Origin of the sequence: Microcella putealis (assembly GCF_004216575.1) — a bacterium.
GTDB lineage: Bacteria > Actinomycetota > Actinomycetes > Actinomycetales > Microbacteriaceae > Microcella > Microcella putealis.
The window spans coordinates 502305-521595 of the sequence record NZ_SGWW01000001.1; the positions used below are offsets into that span (position 1 = coordinate 502305).

23 protein-coding genes are annotated in these 19291 nt (G+C 67.6%); 11 read left to right on the top strand and 12 right to left on the bottom strand.

Going from position 1 to position 19291, the window contains the following annotated elements; translation table 11 throughout:
• The first annotated feature begins 6 nt into the window (after positions 1–6).
• Genes EV141_RS02470 through EV141_RS02475 form a run of 3 tightly spaced genes read left to right on the top strand, consistent with a single transcriptional unit; the run spans position 7 to position 1224 of the window.
• A complete protein-coding gene (locus EV141_RS02470; protein WP_130484379.1) occupies positions 7–381 on the top strand; it encodes an Asp23/Gls24 family envelope stress response protein in 375 nt (124 codons plus the stop codon).
• The gene (locus EV141_RS12230; protein ID WP_157985484.1) at positions 378–719 is read left to right on the top strand and encodes a hypothetical protein; all 342 of its coding nucleotides are present in this window, start codon (positions 378–380) and stop codon (positions 717–719) included. The genes EV141_RS02470 and EV141_RS12230 overlap by 4 nt, the downstream gene beginning before the upstream one ends.
• A 10-nt stretch (positions 720–729) precedes the next feature.
• The gene (locus tag EV141_RS02475; protein ID WP_157985485.1) at positions 730–1224 is read left to right on the top strand and encodes an FBP domain-containing protein; all 495 of its coding nucleotides are present in this window, start codon (positions 730–732) and stop codon (positions 1222–1224) included.
• Positions 1225–1257: 33 nt separating this feature from the next.
• On the opposite strand, the gene EV141_RS02480 is transcribed toward EV141_RS02475, so the two are convergent.
• Complete coding sequence (locus EV141_RS02480; protein ID WP_130484381.1) at positions 1258–1443, bottom strand: hypothetical protein; 186 nt, start codon at positions 1441–1443, stop codon at positions 1258–1260.
• A 128-nt stretch (positions 1444–1571) separates the two neighbouring features.
• Here EV141_RS02480 and EV141_RS02485 point away from each other — a divergent pair, with 128 nt between their 5' ends.
• Together EV141_RS02485 and EV141_RS02490 are read left to right on the top strand one after the other, a co-directional pair.
• Entirely contained in the window at positions 1572–2225 is a 654-nt protein-coding gene (locus EV141_RS02485) for a hypothetical protein (protein ID WP_130484382.1), read from the top strand.
• A 79-nt stretch (positions 2226–2304) separates the two neighbouring features.
• The gene (locus EV141_RS02490; RefSeq protein ID WP_130484383.1) at positions 2305–2985 is read left to right on the top strand and encodes a DUF1294 domain-containing protein; all 681 of its coding nucleotides are present in this window, start codon (positions 2305–2307) and stop codon (positions 2983–2985) included.
• Here the strand turns inward: EV141_RS02490 and EV141_RS02495 are convergent.
• On the bottom strand, positions 2982–4013 hold the full coding sequence (locus tag EV141_RS02495; protein WP_130484384.1) for an aldo/keto reductase: 1032 nt from the start codon (positions 4011–4013) through the stop codon (positions 2982–2984). The two genes, EV141_RS02490 and EV141_RS02495, sit on opposite strands and share 4 nt — an antisense overlap.
• Before the next feature lie 81 nt (positions 4014–4094).
• On the opposite strand from EV141_RS02495, the gene EV141_RS02500 reads away from it, so the two are divergent.
• From EV141_RS02500 to EV141_RS02510, 3 genes are all read left to right on the top strand, one after another.
• On the top strand, positions 4095–5486 hold the full coding sequence (locus EV141_RS02500) for an MFS transporter (RefSeq protein WP_241968958.1): 1392 nt from the start codon (positions 4095–4097) through the stop codon (positions 5484–5486).
• Between the two features lie 112 nt (positions 5487–5598).
• Positions 5599–6504, top strand: a complete 906-nt coding sequence (locus tag EV141_RS02505; protein WP_130484385.1) for an NYN domain-containing protein — start codon at positions 5599–5601, stop codon at positions 6502–6504.
• Positions 6505–7659 (top strand): AI-2E family transporter, encoded by a 1155-nt coding sequence (locus EV141_RS02510; RefSeq protein ID WP_130484386.1) that lies wholly within the window; start codon positions 6505–6507, stop codon positions 7657–7659.
• A 98-nt stretch (positions 7660–7757) separates the two neighbouring features.
• Here EV141_RS02510 and EV141_RS02515 read toward each other — a convergent pair whose 3' ends face one another.
• Genes EV141_RS02515 through EV141_RS12235 form a run of 3 tightly spaced genes read right to left on the bottom strand, consistent with a single transcriptional unit; the run spans position 7758 to position 9632 of the window.
• Positions 7758–8525, bottom strand: coding sequence for a hypothetical protein (locus tag EV141_RS02515; protein ID WP_130484387.1), 768 nt, complete (start codon positions 8523–8525; stop codon positions 7758–7760).
• Between the two features lie 11 nt (positions 8526–8536).
• Positions 8537–9121, bottom strand: coding sequence for an RNA polymerase sigma factor (locus tag EV141_RS02520; protein ID WP_130484388.1), 585 nt, complete (start codon positions 9119–9121; stop codon positions 8537–8539).
• Between the two features lie 19 nt (positions 9122–9140).
• The gene (locus EV141_RS12235; protein WP_157985486.1) at positions 9141–9632 is read right to left on the bottom strand and encodes a hypothetical protein; all 492 of its coding nucleotides are present in this window, start codon (positions 9630–9632) and stop codon (positions 9141–9143) included.
• A gap of 143 nt (positions 9633–9775) precedes the next feature.
• Here EV141_RS12235 and EV141_RS02525 point away from each other — a divergent pair, with 143 nt between their 5' ends.
• On the top strand, positions 9776–10327 hold the full coding sequence (locus EV141_RS02525; protein WP_130484389.1) for a type 1 glutamine amidotransferase domain-containing protein: 552 nt from the start codon (positions 9776–9778) through the stop codon (positions 10325–10327).
• Positions 10328–10387: 60 nt separating this feature from the next.
• Here EV141_RS02525 and EV141_RS02530 read toward each other — a convergent pair whose 3' ends face one another.
• The 3 genes from EV141_RS02530 to EV141_RS02540 form a co-directional block, all read right to left on the bottom strand.
• Positions 10388–10975, bottom strand: a complete 588-nt coding sequence (locus EV141_RS02530; protein ID WP_130484390.1) for a hypothetical protein — start codon at positions 10973–10975, stop codon at positions 10388–10390.
• 111 nt (positions 10976–11086) lie between these two features.
• Positions 11087–11860 carry a YidC/Oxa1 family membrane protein insertase gene (locus EV141_RS02535; RefSeq protein ID WP_130484391.1) on the bottom strand — a complete coding sequence of 258 codons (774 nt, stop codon included), beginning with the start codon at positions 11858–11860 and terminating at the stop codon, positions 11087–11089.
• Between the two features lie 96 nt (positions 11861–11956).
• Positions 11957–12277 (bottom strand): hypothetical protein, encoded by a 321-nt coding sequence (locus tag EV141_RS02540; protein WP_130484392.1) that lies wholly within the window; start codon positions 12275–12277, stop codon positions 11957–11959.
• Positions 12278–12412: 135 nt separating this feature from the next.
• On the opposite strand from EV141_RS02540, the gene EV141_RS02545 reads away from it, so the two are divergent.
• Positions 12413–13762, top strand: coding sequence for a hypothetical protein (locus EV141_RS02545; RefSeq protein ID WP_130484393.1), 1350 nt, complete (start codon positions 12413–12415; stop codon positions 13760–13762).
• Positions 13763–13811: 49 nt separating this feature from the next.
• Here the strand turns inward: EV141_RS02545 and EV141_RS02550 are convergent, their stop codons facing one another.
• Entirely contained in the window at positions 13812–14318 is a 507-nt protein-coding gene (locus EV141_RS02550) for a hypothetical protein (RefSeq protein WP_130484394.1), read from the bottom strand.
• Positions 14319–14357: 39 nt separating this feature from the next.
• Positions 14358–14666, bottom strand: coding sequence for a DUF1905 domain-containing protein (locus EV141_RS02555; protein WP_130484395.1), 309 nt, complete (start codon positions 14664–14666; stop codon positions 14358–14360).
• A gap of 125 nt (positions 14667–14791) precedes the next feature.
• Between EV141_RS02555 and EV141_RS02560 the strand changes: the two genes are divergently transcribed.
• A complete protein-coding gene (locus EV141_RS02560; protein WP_130484396.1) occupies positions 14792–16888 on the top strand; it encodes a nuclease-related domain-containing DEAD/DEAH box helicase in 2097 nt (698 codons plus the stop codon).
• 160 nt (positions 16889–17048) lie between these two features.
• Here EV141_RS02560 and EV141_RS02565 read toward each other — a convergent pair whose 3' ends face one another.
• Positions 17049–17975 (bottom strand): hypothetical protein, encoded by a 927-nt coding sequence (locus EV141_RS02565; RefSeq protein WP_130484397.1) that lies wholly within the window; start codon positions 17973–17975, stop codon positions 17049–17051.
• Between the two features lie 35 nt (positions 17976–18010).
• Positions 18011–19267 (bottom strand): hypothetical protein, encoded by a 1257-nt coding sequence (locus EV141_RS02570; protein WP_130484398.1) that lies wholly within the window; start codon positions 19265–19267, stop codon positions 18011–18013.
• Positions 19268–19291: the final 24 nt, after the last annotated feature.

Genomic DNA, 19291 nt, shown 5'->3' on the forward strand with positions numbered 1-19291 from the left:
GAGTGGGTGCGCGGGCTCATCGCGAACCTCGAGCTCGATGTGCGCAGCGGCCGCGACATACCGTTCGGCGGCGACGACCCCTTGGCGCGGCTCAGCATCACCGAGGGCGCCGTGCGCGAGGTGGTGCGCGGGGCGGGCGATCAGGTGCCCGGCGTGCTCGTCGGCAGTGTTCGTCTGCTGGGCGACGTGACGACCGCAGGCGAAGTGATCGACGTGGATGTGCGCATCAGCGTCGCGCTCATCGAACCGATTCCCGACATCGCCCAGCAGGTGCGCAACCGTGTCGCGACGGCCCTGCTCACCCACACCGAACTGCGCGTCGGCCGCATCGACGTCACGGTCGACGATGTGCACCAGCTGATTCGAGAGGACCGGTCATGAGCGCCTCCCCCGACCTCGCGTCGCTCGCCCGCGCGATCGACGACGCTCTCAGCGCGCTGGATGGCGTGCTCGCCGTCTACTCTCCCGATGTCGCGGTTGCCCGCGCTGCCCGTGAGCTCGGGGCGCGCGGCGAGGCCCCGGCGCGCACCCGAGTCAGCACCGACGACGAGCTGATCGTGGTCGACGCCGCCATCGGGGTGGATGCGCGCAGCGCGGCCCCGGGGATCGCTCGCGCCGCCGCCGCCGCGATCCGCGCGGTCGCGGGCGCCGATTGCCGCGTTTCCGTCTCGGTACGCCGCGTATCCGCCGCCCCGGATTCGCTCATCCCGCTGTCGTAACCTGAGAGCGATGCGCCCCCTCACCGAAGACCAGATCCGCGCCAGTTTTGTGAACGCGCCGAAGGCCGAACTCGACCGTCTCGAAATTCCGGGCCTGCACGAGACCGTGTGGGACGAGCGCGAGTTTCTCGGCTGGCGCGACCCCCAGGGCTCGCTGCGCGGCTACATCGTGACGTGGGTTGACGACGAGCCGGTTGGTGTCTTGGTGCGCGCCTCGTCGAGCGGGCTTCGGCCCGGCATAGGGGCCATGTGCTCGCTGTGCCACACGCCGCAACCGGCCACCCAGGTGGTCATGTTCAGCGCGGCGCGCGGCGGTGCGGCTGGCCGAGACGGCAACTCGATCGGCACCTACATCTGCATGGACCTGGCGTGCCCGATCATGATTCGCATCTTCCCCGGTCAGAGCGAGATGCTGCTGCGGCGCGACGAGCTGGTGGCGCGACGAAGCGCCGGGCTCAGCGAGCGCGTGCAGGCATTCACCTCGCGCATCCTCGAGACCGTCTAGCGGCTCAGCCGGCGGCGATCGCCGCGCCGGGCGCTAGTCGCGGCGGCCGAGGAAGGTGACGGGGATCATGAGCGAGCCCGTCACGGCAAGAATGCCGGCGAAGAAGAGGTAGGGCGCTACCGCCTCCGGCACCGCGAACGAGTACGCGAACATCGGGAACGAGGCGAGGAACAGCGCGATGGCGGCGATGGCGGGCAGCTTCTTCATGGTGATCTCCATTCTGCCAGTTCTCCGCTGAGAACGCCGCACGAGCAGCGCGGTGGGGGCAGCACAATCCCCCAGCGATCACCGAGCACCCCGGCCTAGACTCGTCATCACCTTCAGAATCGCGGCGAGGCGGTGAGCGCATGAGCATGGACCACCCGTCGGTGAATGCACCGAGCTGGTCGTTTTGGCGCCTGTTCAGTACCATCAGCCTGCTTGGCTCGGCGTTTTGGACTCTCGGTCGGCCACTGCTCGCCGCCTCTGACCCCGAGCAGCGGCGCCAGCTGGCAGAGTTCACGGGCCTCACCATCGGCGTGGTCGCGATCGCCGTCATCGGCGTGCTGCTCGCGGGCGGCGTGCGCATGGGGCTCGCCGAGGCGACCCGACTCGCCGCCGCGCCCGACGCGGTGCGCTGCGCGACCGCATCCTTTACCCCCACTCGCATGGGGATGCGCGCCCTCGCTACGCGCTACGGCCTGCCGCCGAAACGCGGCTTTGCGCTGTCGTGGGGCCTCGTGGAGGTCGATGAAACGGGGATCGCGATCCGACGCGCGCATGAAGATGCCGACGTCGTGCTGCACGTGCCGGCGCACCGCATCCGCTCCATCCGGTTGGGCGCGATGACCGACGGCATGCTGCGTGTGCCGACGATGAACGTCGAAGTCGGGCCGGACGACGATTCGGTCGTGCTGCCGATCGGCCTGCTGGCTGGGCCCACCAAGGCTTTGCCACTCATCGAGCGCGAACTGTTCATCGCCTCCGCGCGCCGACTCCTGCGGCTCGACGTCGCGCGGTGACCCCTCGGTCTTCCCCCGTTCACGTCGCAAAGGCGGAAAGTCCCTGGCCCAATACAGCGCGGCCCGACAGACTGGGGCCGTGCAGACGGGGGGTGACGAGGTGACGACGCGAGCCGGCGAGGTTGTTCGGTGGGACAACGACCGCGGTTTTGGCTTCATCTCGCCCGACAACGGCAGCTCGAACGTCTTCGTGCACATCTCTGACCTCGCCCCCGGCTCGACCCGGCCCCGCGTCGGTGACCGCGTCGATTTCTCGCTCGAACGCGATGAGCGCGGGCGGATGCACGCCACGCGGGTCATGGTCGCGGCCGCCCCCGATGCCGACGACCTGGCGGCAGGCTCCCCGAGTGTCCGGCGCCGGCCCCAGCGATGGAGCGTCATCGAGCTCACCTCGGTCGTGGGGCTCGCCGTGCTGCTCACCACCGGCGTCGTCAGCTACGAGATGAGCATCGCCATCCCCATCGTCACGGTGCTGATTTCACTCGTCGCGGCCTTCGCCTTCGCCGACGACAAGCGGCGGGCCGAGGAGGGTCGCTGGCGCACCTCAGAAAGCTCGCTTCTGCTCTTGTGTCTGCTCGGCGGCTGGCCGGGCGCGATCGCGGCCATGCGCTGGTACCGCCACAAGACGACGAAGGCGAGCTTCCTCGGCGCCTTCTGGCTCACCGTCTTCGTGCACCTGATCGTCGTCGTACTGCTGGCGTTGCCCGCCGCGCGCGACGCGGTGATTCAGGCGCTCGAGATCTTCGCCTCGACGCCCTAGCGACCGCCGTCGAGCAGGCGGGAGCGCTGCTCAATGCCGAGCTCGCCGTACGGGTAGTCGGGTGCCTGGACGGCGCTAGCCTCGTCGAGCGCCGCGCGCTGCTCCGGCGTAAACGTCAGCTCTGCCGCGGCCATGTTCGCCTCGAGCTGCTCGACCGTGCGCGCCCCGAGAATCACCGAGGTGACCGCCGGGCGCTCGACGAGCCAGGCGAGAGCGACCTGCGCGGGCGACGCGCCGGTTTCCTGCGCGACGGATGCGACAGCATCCAGAACTCGCCAGGTGCGGTCGCTTGTCGCCTTGCGGTCGTAGGCCTCCATGCCGCGGTTCGGGTTCTCGCCGAGGCGCGTGGCGCCCGTCGGGCGCTCATCGCGCGAATACTTGCCCGTCAGCCAGCCGCCCGCGAGCGGGCCCCACGGCAACAGACCCACGGTGTAGCGCTCGGCCGCGGGCACGACCTCGAACTCGAGCTCACGCGCGAGCAGGTTGTACTGCGGCTGCAGCGTGACCGGCTGCGGCACGCCCATGGCGCGGGCCGTGTGCACGATCTCGGCGAGCTGCCAGCCGGTGAGGTTCGACCAGCCGTAGTACGCAATGTGGCCGGCGCGAATCGCGTCGTCGGCAAAGCGCAGCGTCTCGTCGACCGGGGTCAGCGGGTCCCACGCATGAAACTGATACAGGTCGATGTGCTCGGTGCCGAGGCGCTCGAGCGAATCGGCGAGCGCCCGGCGCAGGTGGCGGCGGCTGAGACCCACGTCGTTCGGGCCCTTCCCCATCGGGAAGCGCCCCTTCGTGGTGACGACCATGCGCTCGGCCATGTCGGGGTTCGCGGCGAGCCATCGGCCGACGATGCGCTCGCTCTCACCGGCCGAGTACACGTCGGCCGTGTCGATGAGGGTGCCACCCGCCGCGGCGTAGGCGTCGAGCATGGCGTGGCTCACCGCCTCGTCGCTTTCGGCCCCGAAGGTCATCGTGCCGAGGGCGTACTCGCTGACGGCGGTTCCACTGTGTCCGAGAAGTCGTTGGCGCATGGTCGAATCGTATCGACTCGGCCTGCGGACTAGGCTGTCCGGTCGGCGCGCGTGCGCCCATCACAGCGTCGAAAGGTCACGGTGAGCGAGTCGAATCCGGCCACGGGGCCCATCGATGAGGTGCGACCGTCGACCTCTCTGCCGCCCGCCGACGACAGCCGGCTGGATGCGCGGCGCGGCGCCCGCGCCCACCTGGTCGACCTGCGCCCCCTCACCGAGAGCCCCGCGTTTGCCCGCATGTGGATCGGGGGCTCGATCACGGGCGTCGGCAGCCAGATGACGATCGTCGCGGTCGGCCTCGACATCTACGACCGCACGCAGTCGACGTTCGCCGTCTCGCTGGTCGCCGCGTTCGCCCTCGTGCCGATGGTGCTGTTCGGGCTGTACGGCGGGGTGCTCGCCGACAGCTTCGACCGACGCATCGTCGCGCTCGTCTCGGCATCCGTCGCGTGGGTCACCACCGCGGGGCTCGCAGCCTATGCCTGGTCGGAGGCGGAGCCCACGGCCCCGCTGTACCTGCTGATCACCCTCAACACGGTCGCCGCCACGATGGTGGGAGTTGCCCGGCAGGCGATGGTGCCGCGCCTGATCCGTCGCGAACTGTTGCCCGCTGCCGGTGCCCTCGGTGGTATCAGCGGCGGCCTTATGGCGACGGTCGGGCCGGCGCTTGCCGGCGTGCTCGTCGCCACGGTCGGCTTTGCCTGGACCTACACGATCGACGTCGTGCTTTTCGTCGCCGCCTTCTACGGATTGTGGACCCTGCCGTCGCTGCGGCCCGAGGGCGAAAAAACCCGGCCGGGGATGCGATCGGTGATCGACGGGGCGCGGTTTCTGAAGCGCGCCCCGAACATCCGTGCCTCGTTTTTGCTCGACATCTTCGCGATGACGTTCGGCAACCCCCGGGTGCTGTTTCCCGCGATCGGCGCCGTACTGATCGGGGGCGGGGCGATCACGGTCGGGGTGCTGACCTCGGCGGTGGCCGTCGGCGCGCTACTGCTGAGCGTGTTCTCGGGCCAGCTCGGCGCCGTTCGCCGTCAGGGCCTCGCCGTCGGCATCGGGGTCGGCGTGTACGGGGCGACGATCGTGCTGTTCGGCGTTGTGCTGCTCGTGGCCGCCCTCAGCCCTGGCGTGGTTGACGCGAGCCTCGAGAGCGTGAACTGGCCGGCGCTGATCGCCGCGTGCCTCCTGCTCGCTGCGTCCGGTGCCGCCGACTCGATCAGTATGATCTACCGCAACACGATGCTGCAGGCGAGCGTGCCCGACCACATGCGCGGCCGCCTGCAGGGGCTGTTCACCGTCGTGGTGACGGGCGGGCCCCGCATCGGTGATCTCTACGTCGGCGTGCTGAGCGTGACGGCGCTGCTGTGGTTCCCTCCCCTGCTTGGCGGCCTCGTCATCGTCGTCGCCGCGGCAGTGATTGTGCGGGTGCAGCGCACGCTGCGCTTCTACGACGCCGCCGACCCCCAGCCCTGACGTGAGCGATTCCTGACCGCAGGCTGAGCGTGCCTCGAACCCGGGCCGACACCGCGTGCCAGGATGGACGCGACCGGCGCCCGATCACCGACCGATCACGGCAAGGAGCACCATGCCCGAGCACCACGAGAGTCGCGTCGCGGTCTACATCGACTTCGACAACATCGTCATCTCCCGCTACGACCAGGTGCACGGCCGCGGCGCCTGGCGCAAAGACAACGTCTACCGACTGGGCCCGGGCCTCGACGGGGCGAGCGCCGAACTGCGCGCCAAGATTGAGGCGGCGACCGTCGATATCGGCGCGATCATCGACTACGCGACGAGCTTCGGCACCACCGTGCTGTCACGGGCCTACGCCGACTGGTCGATCGGCGTGAACGCCGGATACCAGGGGCAACTCATGGAGCGCGCGGTCGACCTCACGCAGCTGTTTCCCGCGACGGCGCAGATGAAGAACGGTGCCGACATTCGTCTCGCGGTCGACGTCGTCGAAGACCTCTTCCGCCTGCCCGACGTCACCCACGTGGTGATCGCCGCCGGAGACAGCGACTACATCGCGGTCGCCCAGCGCGCCAAGCGCCTTGGCCGCCACGTCGTCGGCGTCGGCGTCGCCGGGGGCACGAGCCGGGCGCTGGCCGCCGCCTGCGACGAGTTCGCCGACTACGACTCGATGCCGGGCGTGCGCCAGCCCGCCCAGGCCGAGCCGAGAAACGCCAAGAAATCGGATGCTCGCGCGGCGTCCCCGCGGAAGTCCGCCGAGAGCGCCACCGGCAAGAAGGCGTCGAGCCAGCTGCTCATTCGGGCGCTCGAGCTGATGCACGAGCGCGACGACGCCGACTGGCTACACACCTCGGAAGTGAAGCGCCAGATGGTGCGCCTCGACCCCGCCTTCAATGAGAAGGCCATCGGCTACTCAACCTTCGGTGACTTCTTGGCCTCGCGCGCCAACATTGCCGAACTCGACGACTCGAACGCCCAGCTGCACAAGGTGCGGCTTCGCCACGGAGAGGACCGCTAGATGTTCCGCAGACGCACCCCCCAGCTGCCCGACCCGGCGCCGCAGCGCACCATCGCGCGGCTGTGGACCGACCGCCTGGGCTGGGTGAGTTCTCGCAGCCTGCAGATCCTGATCGTGTTGGCCCTCGCATCGATCACGGTCTTCGCGCTCATACAGCTGCGCATCGCGGTCATTCCGCTGCTGCTCGCGCTGATCGTCGCGGCGGCCTTCGCGCCCGTGATGCGCTGGCTGCGGGTGAAGGGCGTGCCCGACATCGGTGCGGCGTGGATCACGCTGCTCGGGGCGCTGCTCGTGCTCGGCGGCGTCATCACCGCGCTCGTGTTCGCCGTGCGCAACCAGTGGGACGACCTGACCGAGCAGGCCATCGGCGGCTTCGAAGAGCTGCTCGCCCTCGCGCAGAGCCTGCCCATTGCCGAAGACCTGCTCGCCGACCTCGACTTCGAGATGGTGCTCGACGAGGTCTACGCGTTTGTCACGAGCGCGCAGTTCGGCTCGGGCGCGCTGGCGGGTGTCACGTTCGTCGGCGAGTTCCTGACGGGCCTCGCGCTCTTCCTCGTGATTCTGTTCTTCTTCCTGAAGGATGGCCCGAGCATCTGGCGCTTTTTCCTCACCCCGTTCCACGGCGAGCGCCGCCACCGCGGGGAGCGCGTGGGAGCGGTCGCCGTCACGACTCTCGGCGGCTACATTCGCGGAACCGCGATCATCGCGGCCGTCGACGCGATCGGTATTGGCATCGGCCTCTGGATTCTCGGGGTGCCGCTCGCCCTGCCTCTCGCCGTCGTCGTGTTCGTGCTGGCGTTCATCCCGCTCGTCGGTGCGACCGTCGCCGGCGTGCTTGCCGCGGTGGTCGCCCTCGTCACGAACGACCTCACCACGGCGCTGATCGTGGTCGCCATCGTCGTCGGGGTGAACCAGCTCGAGGGCAACTTCTTGCAGCCGGTGGTGATGGCGCAGACGCTGAAGCTGCACCCGCTCGTGATTCTGCTCGCCCTGTCGGTCGGAACGATCACGGGCGGCATCATCGGCGCCGTGCTCTCGGTGCCGGTCGCGGCGACGGCCTGGGCGATCGTGAAGGTCTGGGATCGCCGAGACCCGGCTCTCGAGGCGAAGGGCGCGGGTCTTCCCGCACACACGAAGAAACCCCGCGACGCGTAAGGTTCGCGTCGCGGGGCTCGTCCACCATCTCGGTGTCACCGGGCGGCGGGGTCGGCGTCAACAGCGATAGCCGCGCCCACCGCCCGGGAGGGGGTGCGTTACGGGCGACCGCGCTCGGCGCCGGCACCACGCTGCGTGGTCTCGGCGTCGTCGGCGGTCTCGTCGCCGCTCGATTCGTCATCCGACTCCGGCGCCTCGGGCTCACCGGGGGCCGGGGTCTCTTCGGGGGCCTTGCCTCGCTCGGCCGCCTTCTCGTCGCGCAGTTCGCGAGCCTGCTCGGACACCTGCTCGCCGAACTCCGCGCCGACCTTCTCCGGGTCCTTCGCGTTCTCGGACACCCACGATGAGAACTCGTCGCTACCGACGGGCAGCTCGGCGTCGGTCTCGGTGCCGTCGTCGATGGTCTCGTCGCCCTCGACCGGGGCCTCGCCCTCGACGGGAGCGTCCTCAACCGGAACCTCGTCGCCCTCGGTCGGCAGTACCGTGCTCACAACCGAGTCAAAGGCATCCTGTGCCGGGCCGGGCAGGGCACCGGCCGCTCCGGCGCCCGTGAGGCCGAGCGCGAGCACGCCGCTACCGGCGGCGATCTTCGTGGCGAGCCCGAGGCCCGCAATCCATTCGAACACTGATTTCCTTCCAGGGGTTGCGTCTGCCGCGGCTTCCCCAGCCGCGGCGGAGACCGGCGCGCCGGCGGGCGCGTCCAGGCGCATCTGCAGGGCAGCAGAAGGCTGCGGCCCAGACACGTGAGTAGCGGAACGCAGTTCCTGCAGCGCGGCCGACAGCGCCACAAGCTCGGTCTGCTCGGCCGGCACCTGGCCGGTTAGCAGCCGATCCAGCAGCTGGTCGTCGTTCACGCGTTCACTCATCTCACTCACCGCTATCGCTCGAGGGGCCCAGAGGGGTACGGGGGTCGGCAACATTTTTTCCGCAGGGCCTGAAGCGCTCGACGCTGCAGCGCCTTCACGGCGCCCACGCGCTTGCCGAACACCTCGGCCACCTGCTCGATCGTGAGGTCGGCGACGACGCGAAGCACCATGACGTCGCGCTGATCGCTCGAGAGCTCGTCGAGTAGCGCGAGTGCCGCGGCGTCGCCGAGGCGTGCGCCCGCCTCGTCTTCGGCACTGGATGCGCGGCGCGGGGCGCTCTCGGGCGTCCATTCCTCGGGTTCGCCGCGTCGCTCCCGTTTCCGCAACTCGTCGACGAGGCGCCGGTAGGCGATCGAGAACACGAACGAGCGGAACGCGCGCTCGTCACCGCGGAACTCGGCCAGCCGGTCAAAGACGGCGAGAAAGACCTCACTAGTCAGGTCGTCGGGCTCGCGGGAGCCGCGCGCTCGCGCAAAGGCGGCGACGGCGCCAGCGTGATCGTTCCAGAGCCTCGTGCAGGCCCAGCCGGCCCCGGTTCGCGCCGCGTCGAGCACGCGCGCGAATGGGGCGTCGCCAGAAGAAGGGCCGGCAGGCATGCCGACACTGTAAACGCGGCTAGTCGCCAAGCGGCAAATCGTGCACGACCGCGCCGGGCCACGGCGCGATCGCCAGGAGCACCGCCGCCGCGGGCGCCAGCACGGCCCAGGCCGCGAGTACGTGGGAGAGGGCGTCGGCCGGCGGCATGAGCTGCGTGGCTGCCAGTGCGCCGACCACCGCCCCGATCGCGACGGCGAGGACGCCGGTCTGCCCGGGCGTGTCGGGCCGCAACGCCACCCAGGCCCCGGTTGCCGCGCCGACCGTGGTCAGCGGCCACAGGCACAAGATGAGCGACATGGCGTGCGCGAGGGTAATCGCGAGTGCCTCTCCCCCGGACGACACGGTCGCCGACGTGGCGAGCGGAATCGCCTGCAGCGAGGCGGTAGCGATGCCGACGACGGTCGCGAAGAGGGCCGAGCCGAGAACAAAAATGCTCAGCGTGAGCGTCGCCGACCGCGTCACCGGGCGACGAACCTCGCGCGTCATCGTCGAGGCTTCGTCAGTCTGCACGGTCACACAGTAGCCCAGACAGACCCGTTCGTCATGCCCATTCTGAGCCGAGCGTGGGAGGGCGGTGATGGGGCCCTGAGAACGCGTGACGCGCATCCGGGCCGGTGCGTAACGTGAGCAACTCGATCACAAGGAGGTCACTCATGACGCACCATCTGACCGGCAAGAAGGTTGCCTTTCTGCTCACCGACGGCTTTGAAGACAGCGAGCTGACCGAGCCGTGGAAGGCTGTGACGGATGCGGGAGCGACCGCTCTGCTCGTCTCGCCGAAGCCGGCTGACGTCACCGGCAAGAATGGTCACACGCAGGCCGTCGACGCCGTTGTGACCTCGGTCGACGCCGAGCACTATGACGCGCTCGTGCTGCCCGGCGGCGTTGTGAACGCGGACCACCTGCGCATGGACGAGGCCGCCGTCACGTTCACCAAGGACTTCTTCGAGCAGGGCAAGCCCGTGTCGGTGATCTGCCACGGCGCGTGGACTCTGATCGAGGCCGATGTCGTGCGCGGCCGCGAGATCACCAGCTACCCGTCGCTCAAGACCGACCTCATCAACGCCGGCGCGCACTGGGTCGACGAAGAGGTCGTTGTCGACCAGGGCCTCACCTCAAGCCGCGCCCCCGACGACCTGCCGGCATTCTGCGCGAAGGTTGTCGAAGAGATTCACGAGGGCGTGCACGCGGGTCAGACCGCGTAGCTAGGCAAAATTGGATGCGGGTCGCACCTTTCGGGGTGCGGCCCGTTTTCGTGCGCCCGGCTAGCGCTGGGGCGGGTGCGGTTCGGGGTAGGGCCCATTCGCGACCTCCCCGCGCTCGCTGCCCACACTGCCGATCGTCGCGGCGTCAAAGTTGATGACGTCGCCCGGGTGCAGGTTGTTTGCCCCAAAAACGCGGCGCACCGAGTTGATCGCGTGCAGGTACGCGAGGTGCACGCAGAAGCGGTCGGAGACGATCTCGGGCACATCCCCCGGCGCGACCGTGTAGGCGACAGGGACACCGTCGGCGTTCACCTCAACGGTGCCCATTGCCATCTCGCGCGCACCCTGATCGACGGGAATCTCGGGCTTCCAGCCGGCGATCTGGATGGGGTCGCCCGGCTCAGCAAACACCGTCGTCTTGCACTCCTCGTAGCCGGGCGGTCGATCATCGGCTGCCACGGCCGCGGTGGCCTCCTCGGCAGGCGTGAGCTCGCGCTCTGGCTCGGCGGCGACTGCGTCGGGCGACGGGCGCTCGGCGACCGCGCGCGTGGGCGCCTCGTCAGCGGTCGATGCTCCGATGCCGAGCGCCGTGCATCCGCTCGTTGCCCCGATCGCGAGAAGCGTGGCGATGATGAGGGCTTTGCGCATGAGATGTTCCGTTCTGAGCCGCGGGAGACACGAACATCGCCCGCGCGAACCCTCCCATACGCGAGCATTTGTGTCGAGACTCGCTCGGCATCCGCCACGCGGCACGGTCAATCACGGTGCGCCGGTGCCCGGCCGCCACTCGTCGTCTGACCACAGGATGCGGCGCAGCGCCGGACGCTCGATCGTGCTCCAGAGGGTGGAGACGACGAGATAGATCGCCGCGCCGAGCGGGACCAGCAGAGCCGGGATGATCGTCACGAACGGCAGCACCCCGAGCATCGCGGCCATGCCGGCCGGCAGCTCGGGGGCGGGCAGGCCCCGCTGCAGGGCGAGCATCGTGCGACGCTGCGCCCTGCCGGCGACAGCGAGCGCGACGACCACCACGCCGCCGACGATCAGCGCGCCGACGGTCGCGGCTCCTCCGCTGATCACGGCGCCCGCGAGCGGCTGAGCAAACGACACCCCGGCGAGCGTGTAGCCGACGAGCGGGTTGGCCTCGCCCGCGAGCGTGCCGGTGATGAGGGCGAGGTAGAGCACCGACACGATCGGAGCCTGGGCGAGCATCGATCCCATGCCGGCGAGCGGCGAGACCCCCGCGTCGCGGTACAGCTGCATCGTGCGCTTCTGTAGTTCTTCGGGCCGCTTCTTCCAGCGGGTGCGCAGGGCAGCGAGCTGCGGGGCGAGGCGCCGGCGGGCGCCCTCAGCGCGCACCATGCGCACGTCGAGGGGAATGAGCGCGGCCCGCACCACCAGGGTGATGGCGGCGATGACGAGCGGGGCGCTGGCGATGCCGGTGAGCGGGTCGAGCATCCCGATGAGGGCGTCGATGCCGCGCGCGGCGGCGGTGATCAGGAGGCCGATGAGGGGCAGGGTCGAGGGATCCATGGGGTTCCGTTCGCGTCAGGAGGTCGGTGGCGGCGTCTGGCCACCGGACGCGCGAACGACGACAGCGCCCCGGGCGGGGCGAGCGGGTGCGGCGGGTCAGGCGGCCGGCGACGCGGCGCCCGGCGCGCGCGACAGCGGCCGACCGGCGGTCAGCGGATGCGCGGGCTCGGCTTGGTGCGACAGCGACTCGCGGTGGGCGCGTGATCGGGCTCCGACGGCGAGTTCGTGTCGGGGTGCTGCGGTGACCGCGGTGCGGCTGGCGACGACGGCGGCCGCAATGCCCACGAGGGCGGCCGCGGCGATGGCGGCGGCCGCGAGCGGCGCCGAGTCTCCGAGGGCGACCGACACCGCGACAGCGAGGGTGAGTCCGAGCGCGCCGAGCGCCGCCCAGAGGGTGCGCGTCAGGGGCTCGGTCATGGGGGTCATGGTACGCGCAGCGACGAAGAATCAACGGCGAGCGCGGTGACAATGGGCACGACGCGCGCCACCAGGAATCCCCCGGAGCCGTTGACCAGTGCCATACGGTGAGAGGACGTCACCACTGGAGGACACATGGCAACGACGCCTACCGAACCCGCCTGGAATGCCGCACGCCTGATCCCCACCTCGGGAATCAACGGGGCCGAGGAGCAAGAGAGACGTGCGACGTCGGCCCTTCTCGCCGTCCTCACCTCAGTTCGAGAGTTTGGGCGTGCGATCACCCAACCCGTGGGGGCGCCCGCTGGTCAGATCGAGACCTTTATCGAAGTGCCGTTCACGGTCGAAGACCGCAAGGTGTTTCCTGACGGTCTCATTCGGGTGAGACGTGGCCAGAGGTCGTGGACGGCGCTCGTCGAGGTGAAGACCGGTACTAACGCGCTCTATGCCCAGCAACTCGAGGACTACCTCGACGTCGCACGTGCCCACAGTTTCGATGCCCTGATCACCATCTCAAATGAGATTCCGGCCACTATCGGCACTCACCCGACTCCTGTCGACAAACGCAAGCTCAAGAAGGTCGCCCTTCACCACTTCTCGTGGTCTGAGATCCTGACTGCGGCTGTAGTCCAGAAGGAGCATCGCGGGGTTGCGGACCCCGACCAGGCATGGATCTTGGGCGAGCTGATCCGCTACCTCGAGCATCCGAAATCAGGCGCTCTGTCATTTGAAGACATGGGTCAGAGCTGGGTGACGGTGCGAGAGGCAGTCGCCGCAGGAACGCTTCGCGTCAATGACGCTGGCCTGCAGGAAGTGGTGAGCCGATTCGACGCACTTATTCGATTCGTCGGCCTGAAGCTTGGTCGGCAGCTGGGTTCGGAAGTGCTGCCGGTTGTCCCCCGCAACGAGGCGAGCGATCCCAAGGTTCGCAGCAGTCGGATGGCTACAGAGCTCGCCAAGGACGGCCACGTCACCGCGGGAATGCGGATTCCTGGCGCAATCTCTGACCTCACCGTGGTCGCTGATCTCCGGGCAGGCCAGGTCACGGCGTCCTTCACGATCGATGCGCCCAAAGAGGGCAAGCCGACGACCCGCATTAATTGGCTGCTCCGGCAACTCAAGTCGGCGAGCGACTCTTTGCGCATCGAGGCGATCCCCGTTCGCTCGTCGTCGGGAACCGCCGAGCTACTCGGAACTGTGCGCGACAATCCGGCGTTACTTGTCCCTGAGTCAGGCCGCGAGATCAAGTCGTTTGTGGTGACGAAGAGCGTGCCACTCGGAGGCAAACGCGGAACGGGCCGCGGCTCGTTCATCGACTCAGTGGTGTCGGCGGTTGAGTCGGCGTACAGCGAGATCGGCCAGTCGATCAAGGCGTGGTCTGCCACTCCCCCGAAGCTGCGGGCCGCGGAGGTTGTGGAGACGGAGCCGGGCATCGACAAGTCGCTCGCCTCGGCCGCGCTTTCGTCGCAGGACAACGACGACTAAGCGTTCGCGAGGCCTCGAGGCCAGAGATGAATGTCTAGACCGTTTCAGGTCAATCGGGCAAGCCCGGTCGGCTCACAGCGCCCCGCGACTCGTATCGGCGGGAAGCAAAACCGCCCCGCCACGGGACGACAGCGCTGACGGCAAGCGCCACGGCTGGAATCGACGCAAAGCCGACATAACTCAGCCACGGCACAGGACCTATGGATAGGTCTAGCGTCGACAGTCCAAACGACGTGACCGTGAGCACCACCGAGCCGACGAGGATGGCGCGCACCAGCAGCGGCCGAAGCCGCCGCGCCAGCAACCCGACGATGATTGCCGTCCAGACGGGCACCACCGCCATGAGACCCGTCAGAATCGGCACCGTCAAGAACCCGACCACGAACCACTCCCCGACTTCGAGGGTCGCGCCAATGCGGCTCGAATCGATAGCGAGCCATACGACGAAGAGCAGCCCTGCTCCCATCGCGGCCGCGAGCGAAATCAGCGCGAACGGCGCCACCCCGGTCGGAATGCGCCGCTCGTCCGGATAGCGACCTTCCGGCACCACAGACATGCCGCCAGCGTAGACCCGCGAACGCGACGAGCGCTCGAATCAGGGACGAGCATCCGCAATATGGAGCTGGATGCACACGGTGTCGCCGGGCGCGATTCCCTCGGCGACGCGCACCGCCTTTTTGATGGGGAGCACGTAGCAGCCGCGCGTCGTGTCGGGGAAGAGGCTGGGCGACCAGGTGGACCCGCCGACGGTAACCGTCACGCGCACAGTGCCGAAGCCGGGGGTGAGGCCGTGTGTGCGTGCGTCGATTTCGTCACTCATCGGCTCGGGCACGCTGACGAAGAACCAGGCGGCGCGGGCGGGCCACTCCCAGAGTTCGGCGTCGAAGGCGTAGTCGGCGGTCATATGCGAAGTGTTCCGTACCGGACCGACACCGAAGGGCCTAACCACCCCCGAACGGGCCACAGAACGGGGGTTCCGCTCGGGTTCGTTCCCTGGTCTGATGGAGTCTGACTCACGATTGGGGCGTCATGGGCGAGGCTGGGCGGTCGGCGGGCGTCGAGGCACGCCGCCTCGTCGCCCTCGCTGGTGAGCACGAGCGCCTCGCCGAGATCGCCCGAGACGAGGCCGAGCGGTGGATGATCGCCCACCGCACCGAGCGTCAGGTCGCGGGCAGTCTCGCCCCGCTCACCGCTCAGGGCTACATGTTCTTGCACGACCGCGGCTGGCCGGGCGCCCGTCGCGGCAGCCGCGCGCAGATCGACCACGTGCTGGTCGGGCCGGGCGGCGTCTTCGTCGTCGACACGAAGGCGTGGCGCGAGGTGACGGTGGCGGCCGGGCGCATCTTCCGCGGGCAGGCCGACGTCACCGACGAGCTCAGCGGTCTCGCCGACGTCGGCTTCAGCACCGAGGCGGTGCTGGCCGAGCTGGGGCTCGCGCCCGGCGAGGTGCACGTGTTGATCGTGCTGGCAGGCTCGGCGATGCCGCCCACACCCCTCGAGGGCCTCGGCGGCCTGATGGTGGTCGGCGAGCGCGCCGCCGCGAAGCACATCGCGAGCTTCGGCCGCCGCCTCGGTCCCACCGCTCAGAACGCGGTGCTCGCCCGCGTGCTCGACCATTTTCCCCTGGTGGGTGACGCTCCATCAGAACTCGATGCGAGCATCCCGGAACCAATCGAAAGCGAGCCCGAGCCGTTACTCACGCTCGACGAGATCGCCGACACGTTTCTGGCCGGGATGCTCGCCGCCCCCATCGAGGAATGGATGGCGTTTCTGCACCCCGACCAGGCGAAGCTGGTGCGGCGCAGCTTCTCGGGCCCGTCGCGGGTACGCGGGCCGGCCGGCTGCGGCAAGACGGTCGTCGGGCTGCACCGCGCCGCGTATCTGGCGCGGGCATCCACGGGTCGCGTGATTGTCACGACCTACGTGCGCACCCTGCCCGACGTGCTCGCGACGCTGATGACGCGGCTCGCGCCCGAGGTCGCCGATCGGGTCGAGTTCACGGGCGTGCACCAGTTCGCGCTGCGGGTGCTGCGCGAGCGCGGGCAGCGCGTCACGCTGAAGCTGCCCGAGGCGAACCAAGCCTTCAACCGCGCGTGGAACCAGGTGGGCATGCGCGGCCCGCTCGGCGCGCTCGACCGCAACGCGAAGTACTGGCAGGACGAGCTGCTCCATGTCATCAAGGGGCGCGGGCTCACGACCTTCGAGCAGTACGCCGAGTTGCCCCGCGCCGGCCGACGGCGACGGCTTACGGTCGAGCAGCGCCGTGAGGTGTGGCGGCTGTACGCGCAGTACCAGCAAAACCTGCGCGAGGCGGGAGTCATGGACTTCGAAGACGTGATTCTGCGCGCCGAGGCGTCGCTGCGCGAACGCCCGCTCGAGGGCATCAGCGCGGTCGTCATCGACGAGGCGCAAGATCTTTCGTGCGCGATGATCCGCATGCTGTACGCCCTCGTCGTCGACCGCCCCGACGGCCTCACCCTCATAGGCGACGGCCAGCAGACCATCTACCCGGGCGGCTACACGCTCGGCGAGGCGGGCTTCTCGGTCGCCGGCCGCGGAGTCGTGCTCTCAACCAACTACCGCAACACCCGCCAGATCGCGGAGTTCGCCGCCGCGATCGTCGAGGGCGACGAGTTCGTCGACATCGAGGGCGGCGCTGGCCGCGCGGATGCGGCGGTCGCGATCCCCCGCGTTGGCCCCGTACCTGAGGCGCACCAGTTCACGTCGGTCGCCGCGCACGATGCGGCGGTCGTCGCGCACATTCGGGCGCTCGTCGCGTCGGGGCTAGACCCGGGTGACGTGGGCGTGCTCGCGCAGACGAATCGCGACGTTGCGGCGATGGATGCTGCGCTGCGTTCCGCGGGAATCGAGACCGTGTTGCTCACCAACTACCGCGGCGAAGTGTCGGGGCGGGTGAAAGTCGGGACGATCAAGCGGGCGAAGGGGCTCGAGTTCAAGCAGGTGATGTTGGCGCGGGTGCCGGGGCGGTTGCTCGGTGGAGGTGCTGGGGTTGGCGAGCTTGAGGATGGGGTTCGCGAGCGGTTCGAGATCGAGCGGCGGGAGTTGTACGTGGGGATGACCCGGGCGCGGGATGGGTTGTGGGTCGGTACACGCACGGACTCGTAAAGCCACTGATCGCGCAGGACCATCGAAAAGTCAGCGGCTTGTCTGGCAAATCACCATCGCTGGTGCATCAGTTTGCAGTCTGACGACCCGGTGTTGGTCCTGCCAGCTCGACTCCACTTCCATTGCACGTTCATTTGGGTCGCCGATGGTCTGAGGTCGACTAAGGGATGAATCCGAACTTGGCGGGAACGTGATCGCTATGCGGTTCACCGTTCACGTCCTCGTAGGAGACAGTGAAGTCAACCCCGAAGGCCACACCTGCATCTGTCGGACGCCCCGCGAATCGCAGGATGCCGATGCCTTCAAGGTCGCCCAACTCCTTCTTGAGAGTAAATGTGAAGTAGTGAGGGCTAGCGTCTATCACCACGTTGTTCGTGATACTGCCCTCCGCACCGTTGGCCAGAACGTAGATGTCCTTGCCCGGATTCTGCTTAGGCCTGCCGATTTGCCAGCTCGGCTGTACGACAGTCTTGGGCGGTTTCGGAGCGAGTGTGACAGTGCTTGGCAACCCGCCCCCCGCAGTCTTCGGTTGTTCGTCGCCATTCTGGTCAATCCACGTAACCCTAAAGGTCACACCCTCACGTCGGCCTCGGTTCGTGAGCCTCCCCCTGAACTGCCTCCCTGTCGAAGCGCCCGCACTGTTGTCCCCGAATGCACCAGCGAAGAAGGCCTCACCATCGAAGGTAAAGAAGTCCGGGTCGGCGTCGAGGCGCACGTCGCTTACCTGCCAGCCTGAGTTGTGCAGGAAGAAGACGTCCTCGCCGAACGGAGTGTCGGTGCTTACTCGCCAGGAAGGGCGCGGAGATCGTGTTCGCTCAGCCTTCACTTCCGCGTCTCGATTCTCATAGCCCTTTCGAATGAGCGACTCACGCTTCACCTCGCCATTAACGCGCAAAGTCCACACCCACTTGAAGAAGCGGACAAGGGCTCGTCCAGTCATCTTGTAGGCGGGCTTCAATTTGTTTACGAAAGACAGCCCGTAGAGGATTCCCGCGAGAATGAGACCACCTACGATCGTCGCGAGCGTGGGTGACTGGTCAATAATTCCCAGCAGACCGGGATTGGGTGAAGGGTTAGGGGGCACCATGGTTAAATCAGGGTACTTGCAGGCTCTGACTTCCCTCAGTACTTCGCCACCTTCACAATGTCGCGGCTATAGACCTCGGGGCTTCGAAAGACCATCTTCCACGAGCCTTCCTGCTTACCTTCGACACGAGTATCACCATCTTCGTTGGTATACGTCATACGTAATACAGCCGGAAACATCTCACCGTTGACCACAATGTCCACCGAGACTTCAGCCACCGCGGGAGCCTGAACTTCGTAGCTCCGCACCACGAAACTCTCAAGTACGTAAGGGGAGAACGCCGACTTAATCTCTTTCGGCGTGGCGTTTCCTGAAGACCCTTTGCCTAGTCTCATGAATCGCGTTGATAGGTGGCCCCAATTCGACTTCGCCCAAAGCTCGAGAAAATCAACAGCGGCTCTAGTCGAGGTGTGGGTGTCGCACGCATCTGTGGTCTTCAGCGTTCCACTTGACGCTTCCCACTCGTCGAGCTTCGACTTGAACTCAGCGTTCGATCGAATCCGCTCAACGACTTCACCCCATGTCGGCTCCTTGTCCTTTGGCTTGGCGGCCTTCTCCAGCGAACTAGCCCAGTCGACCACTGCGAAGAGCCGGTTCCATGCTTTGCTGGCCACAATGACGTTGTCGTAGTTCGTGATGTTGCCGTGAAGAATGCCATTGCGTGCGAGGTCGAAAAACTCTTCGTCGATACGGCGCGAGTAAGACTTTCGAAATGAGGCTTGCGTAGCTGTGAGCCCCATGTGATGGCCAACCGCCGTATCCCATGCCTGCAACTCGGTCGCATCGCGCGCATGCAGCCCGCGCCGGACGTCTTGAACGTCATTGACGAATCCGTCCATGACGGTCAATAGCGTAAGCACGGTTGCGTAGTAGCGCTTCTCGGTGAAGTCACGTAGTGCGTGGTTCACGAGAGTCTCGCGCGCTCGCATCTCGGGGAAACGCATCAGAGGAAGAATCATGATCCGCATCAGCTCGGCATCTTCATAGATGCGGCACATGGCTATCTCCGCCTCGTCGATAGTTGGTTCGTCGAGGACCTGGTCCTTCAGCCGCGTAATTGATAGCCGATCGTGAAAGATCCAATGACGGCTACCTAACACCTCGTAAAATCGGTCGACCGTATCGGCCAGCAGATCCATCTGCGCGCTCAGCTCGCTGATTCTCTGGCGGTCTTCCTTCTCTAGGAACAGCCGGAGCGCCTTGAGCCCGTTTACTTGCTTCTTCATCTCTACAAAACTTGGCATGTCAGTTGCGGACTGATAGCCGAAGGATTCATCAGGTGTCGCGGTCATGATCGCGAGGCTAGCGCTTCCAAC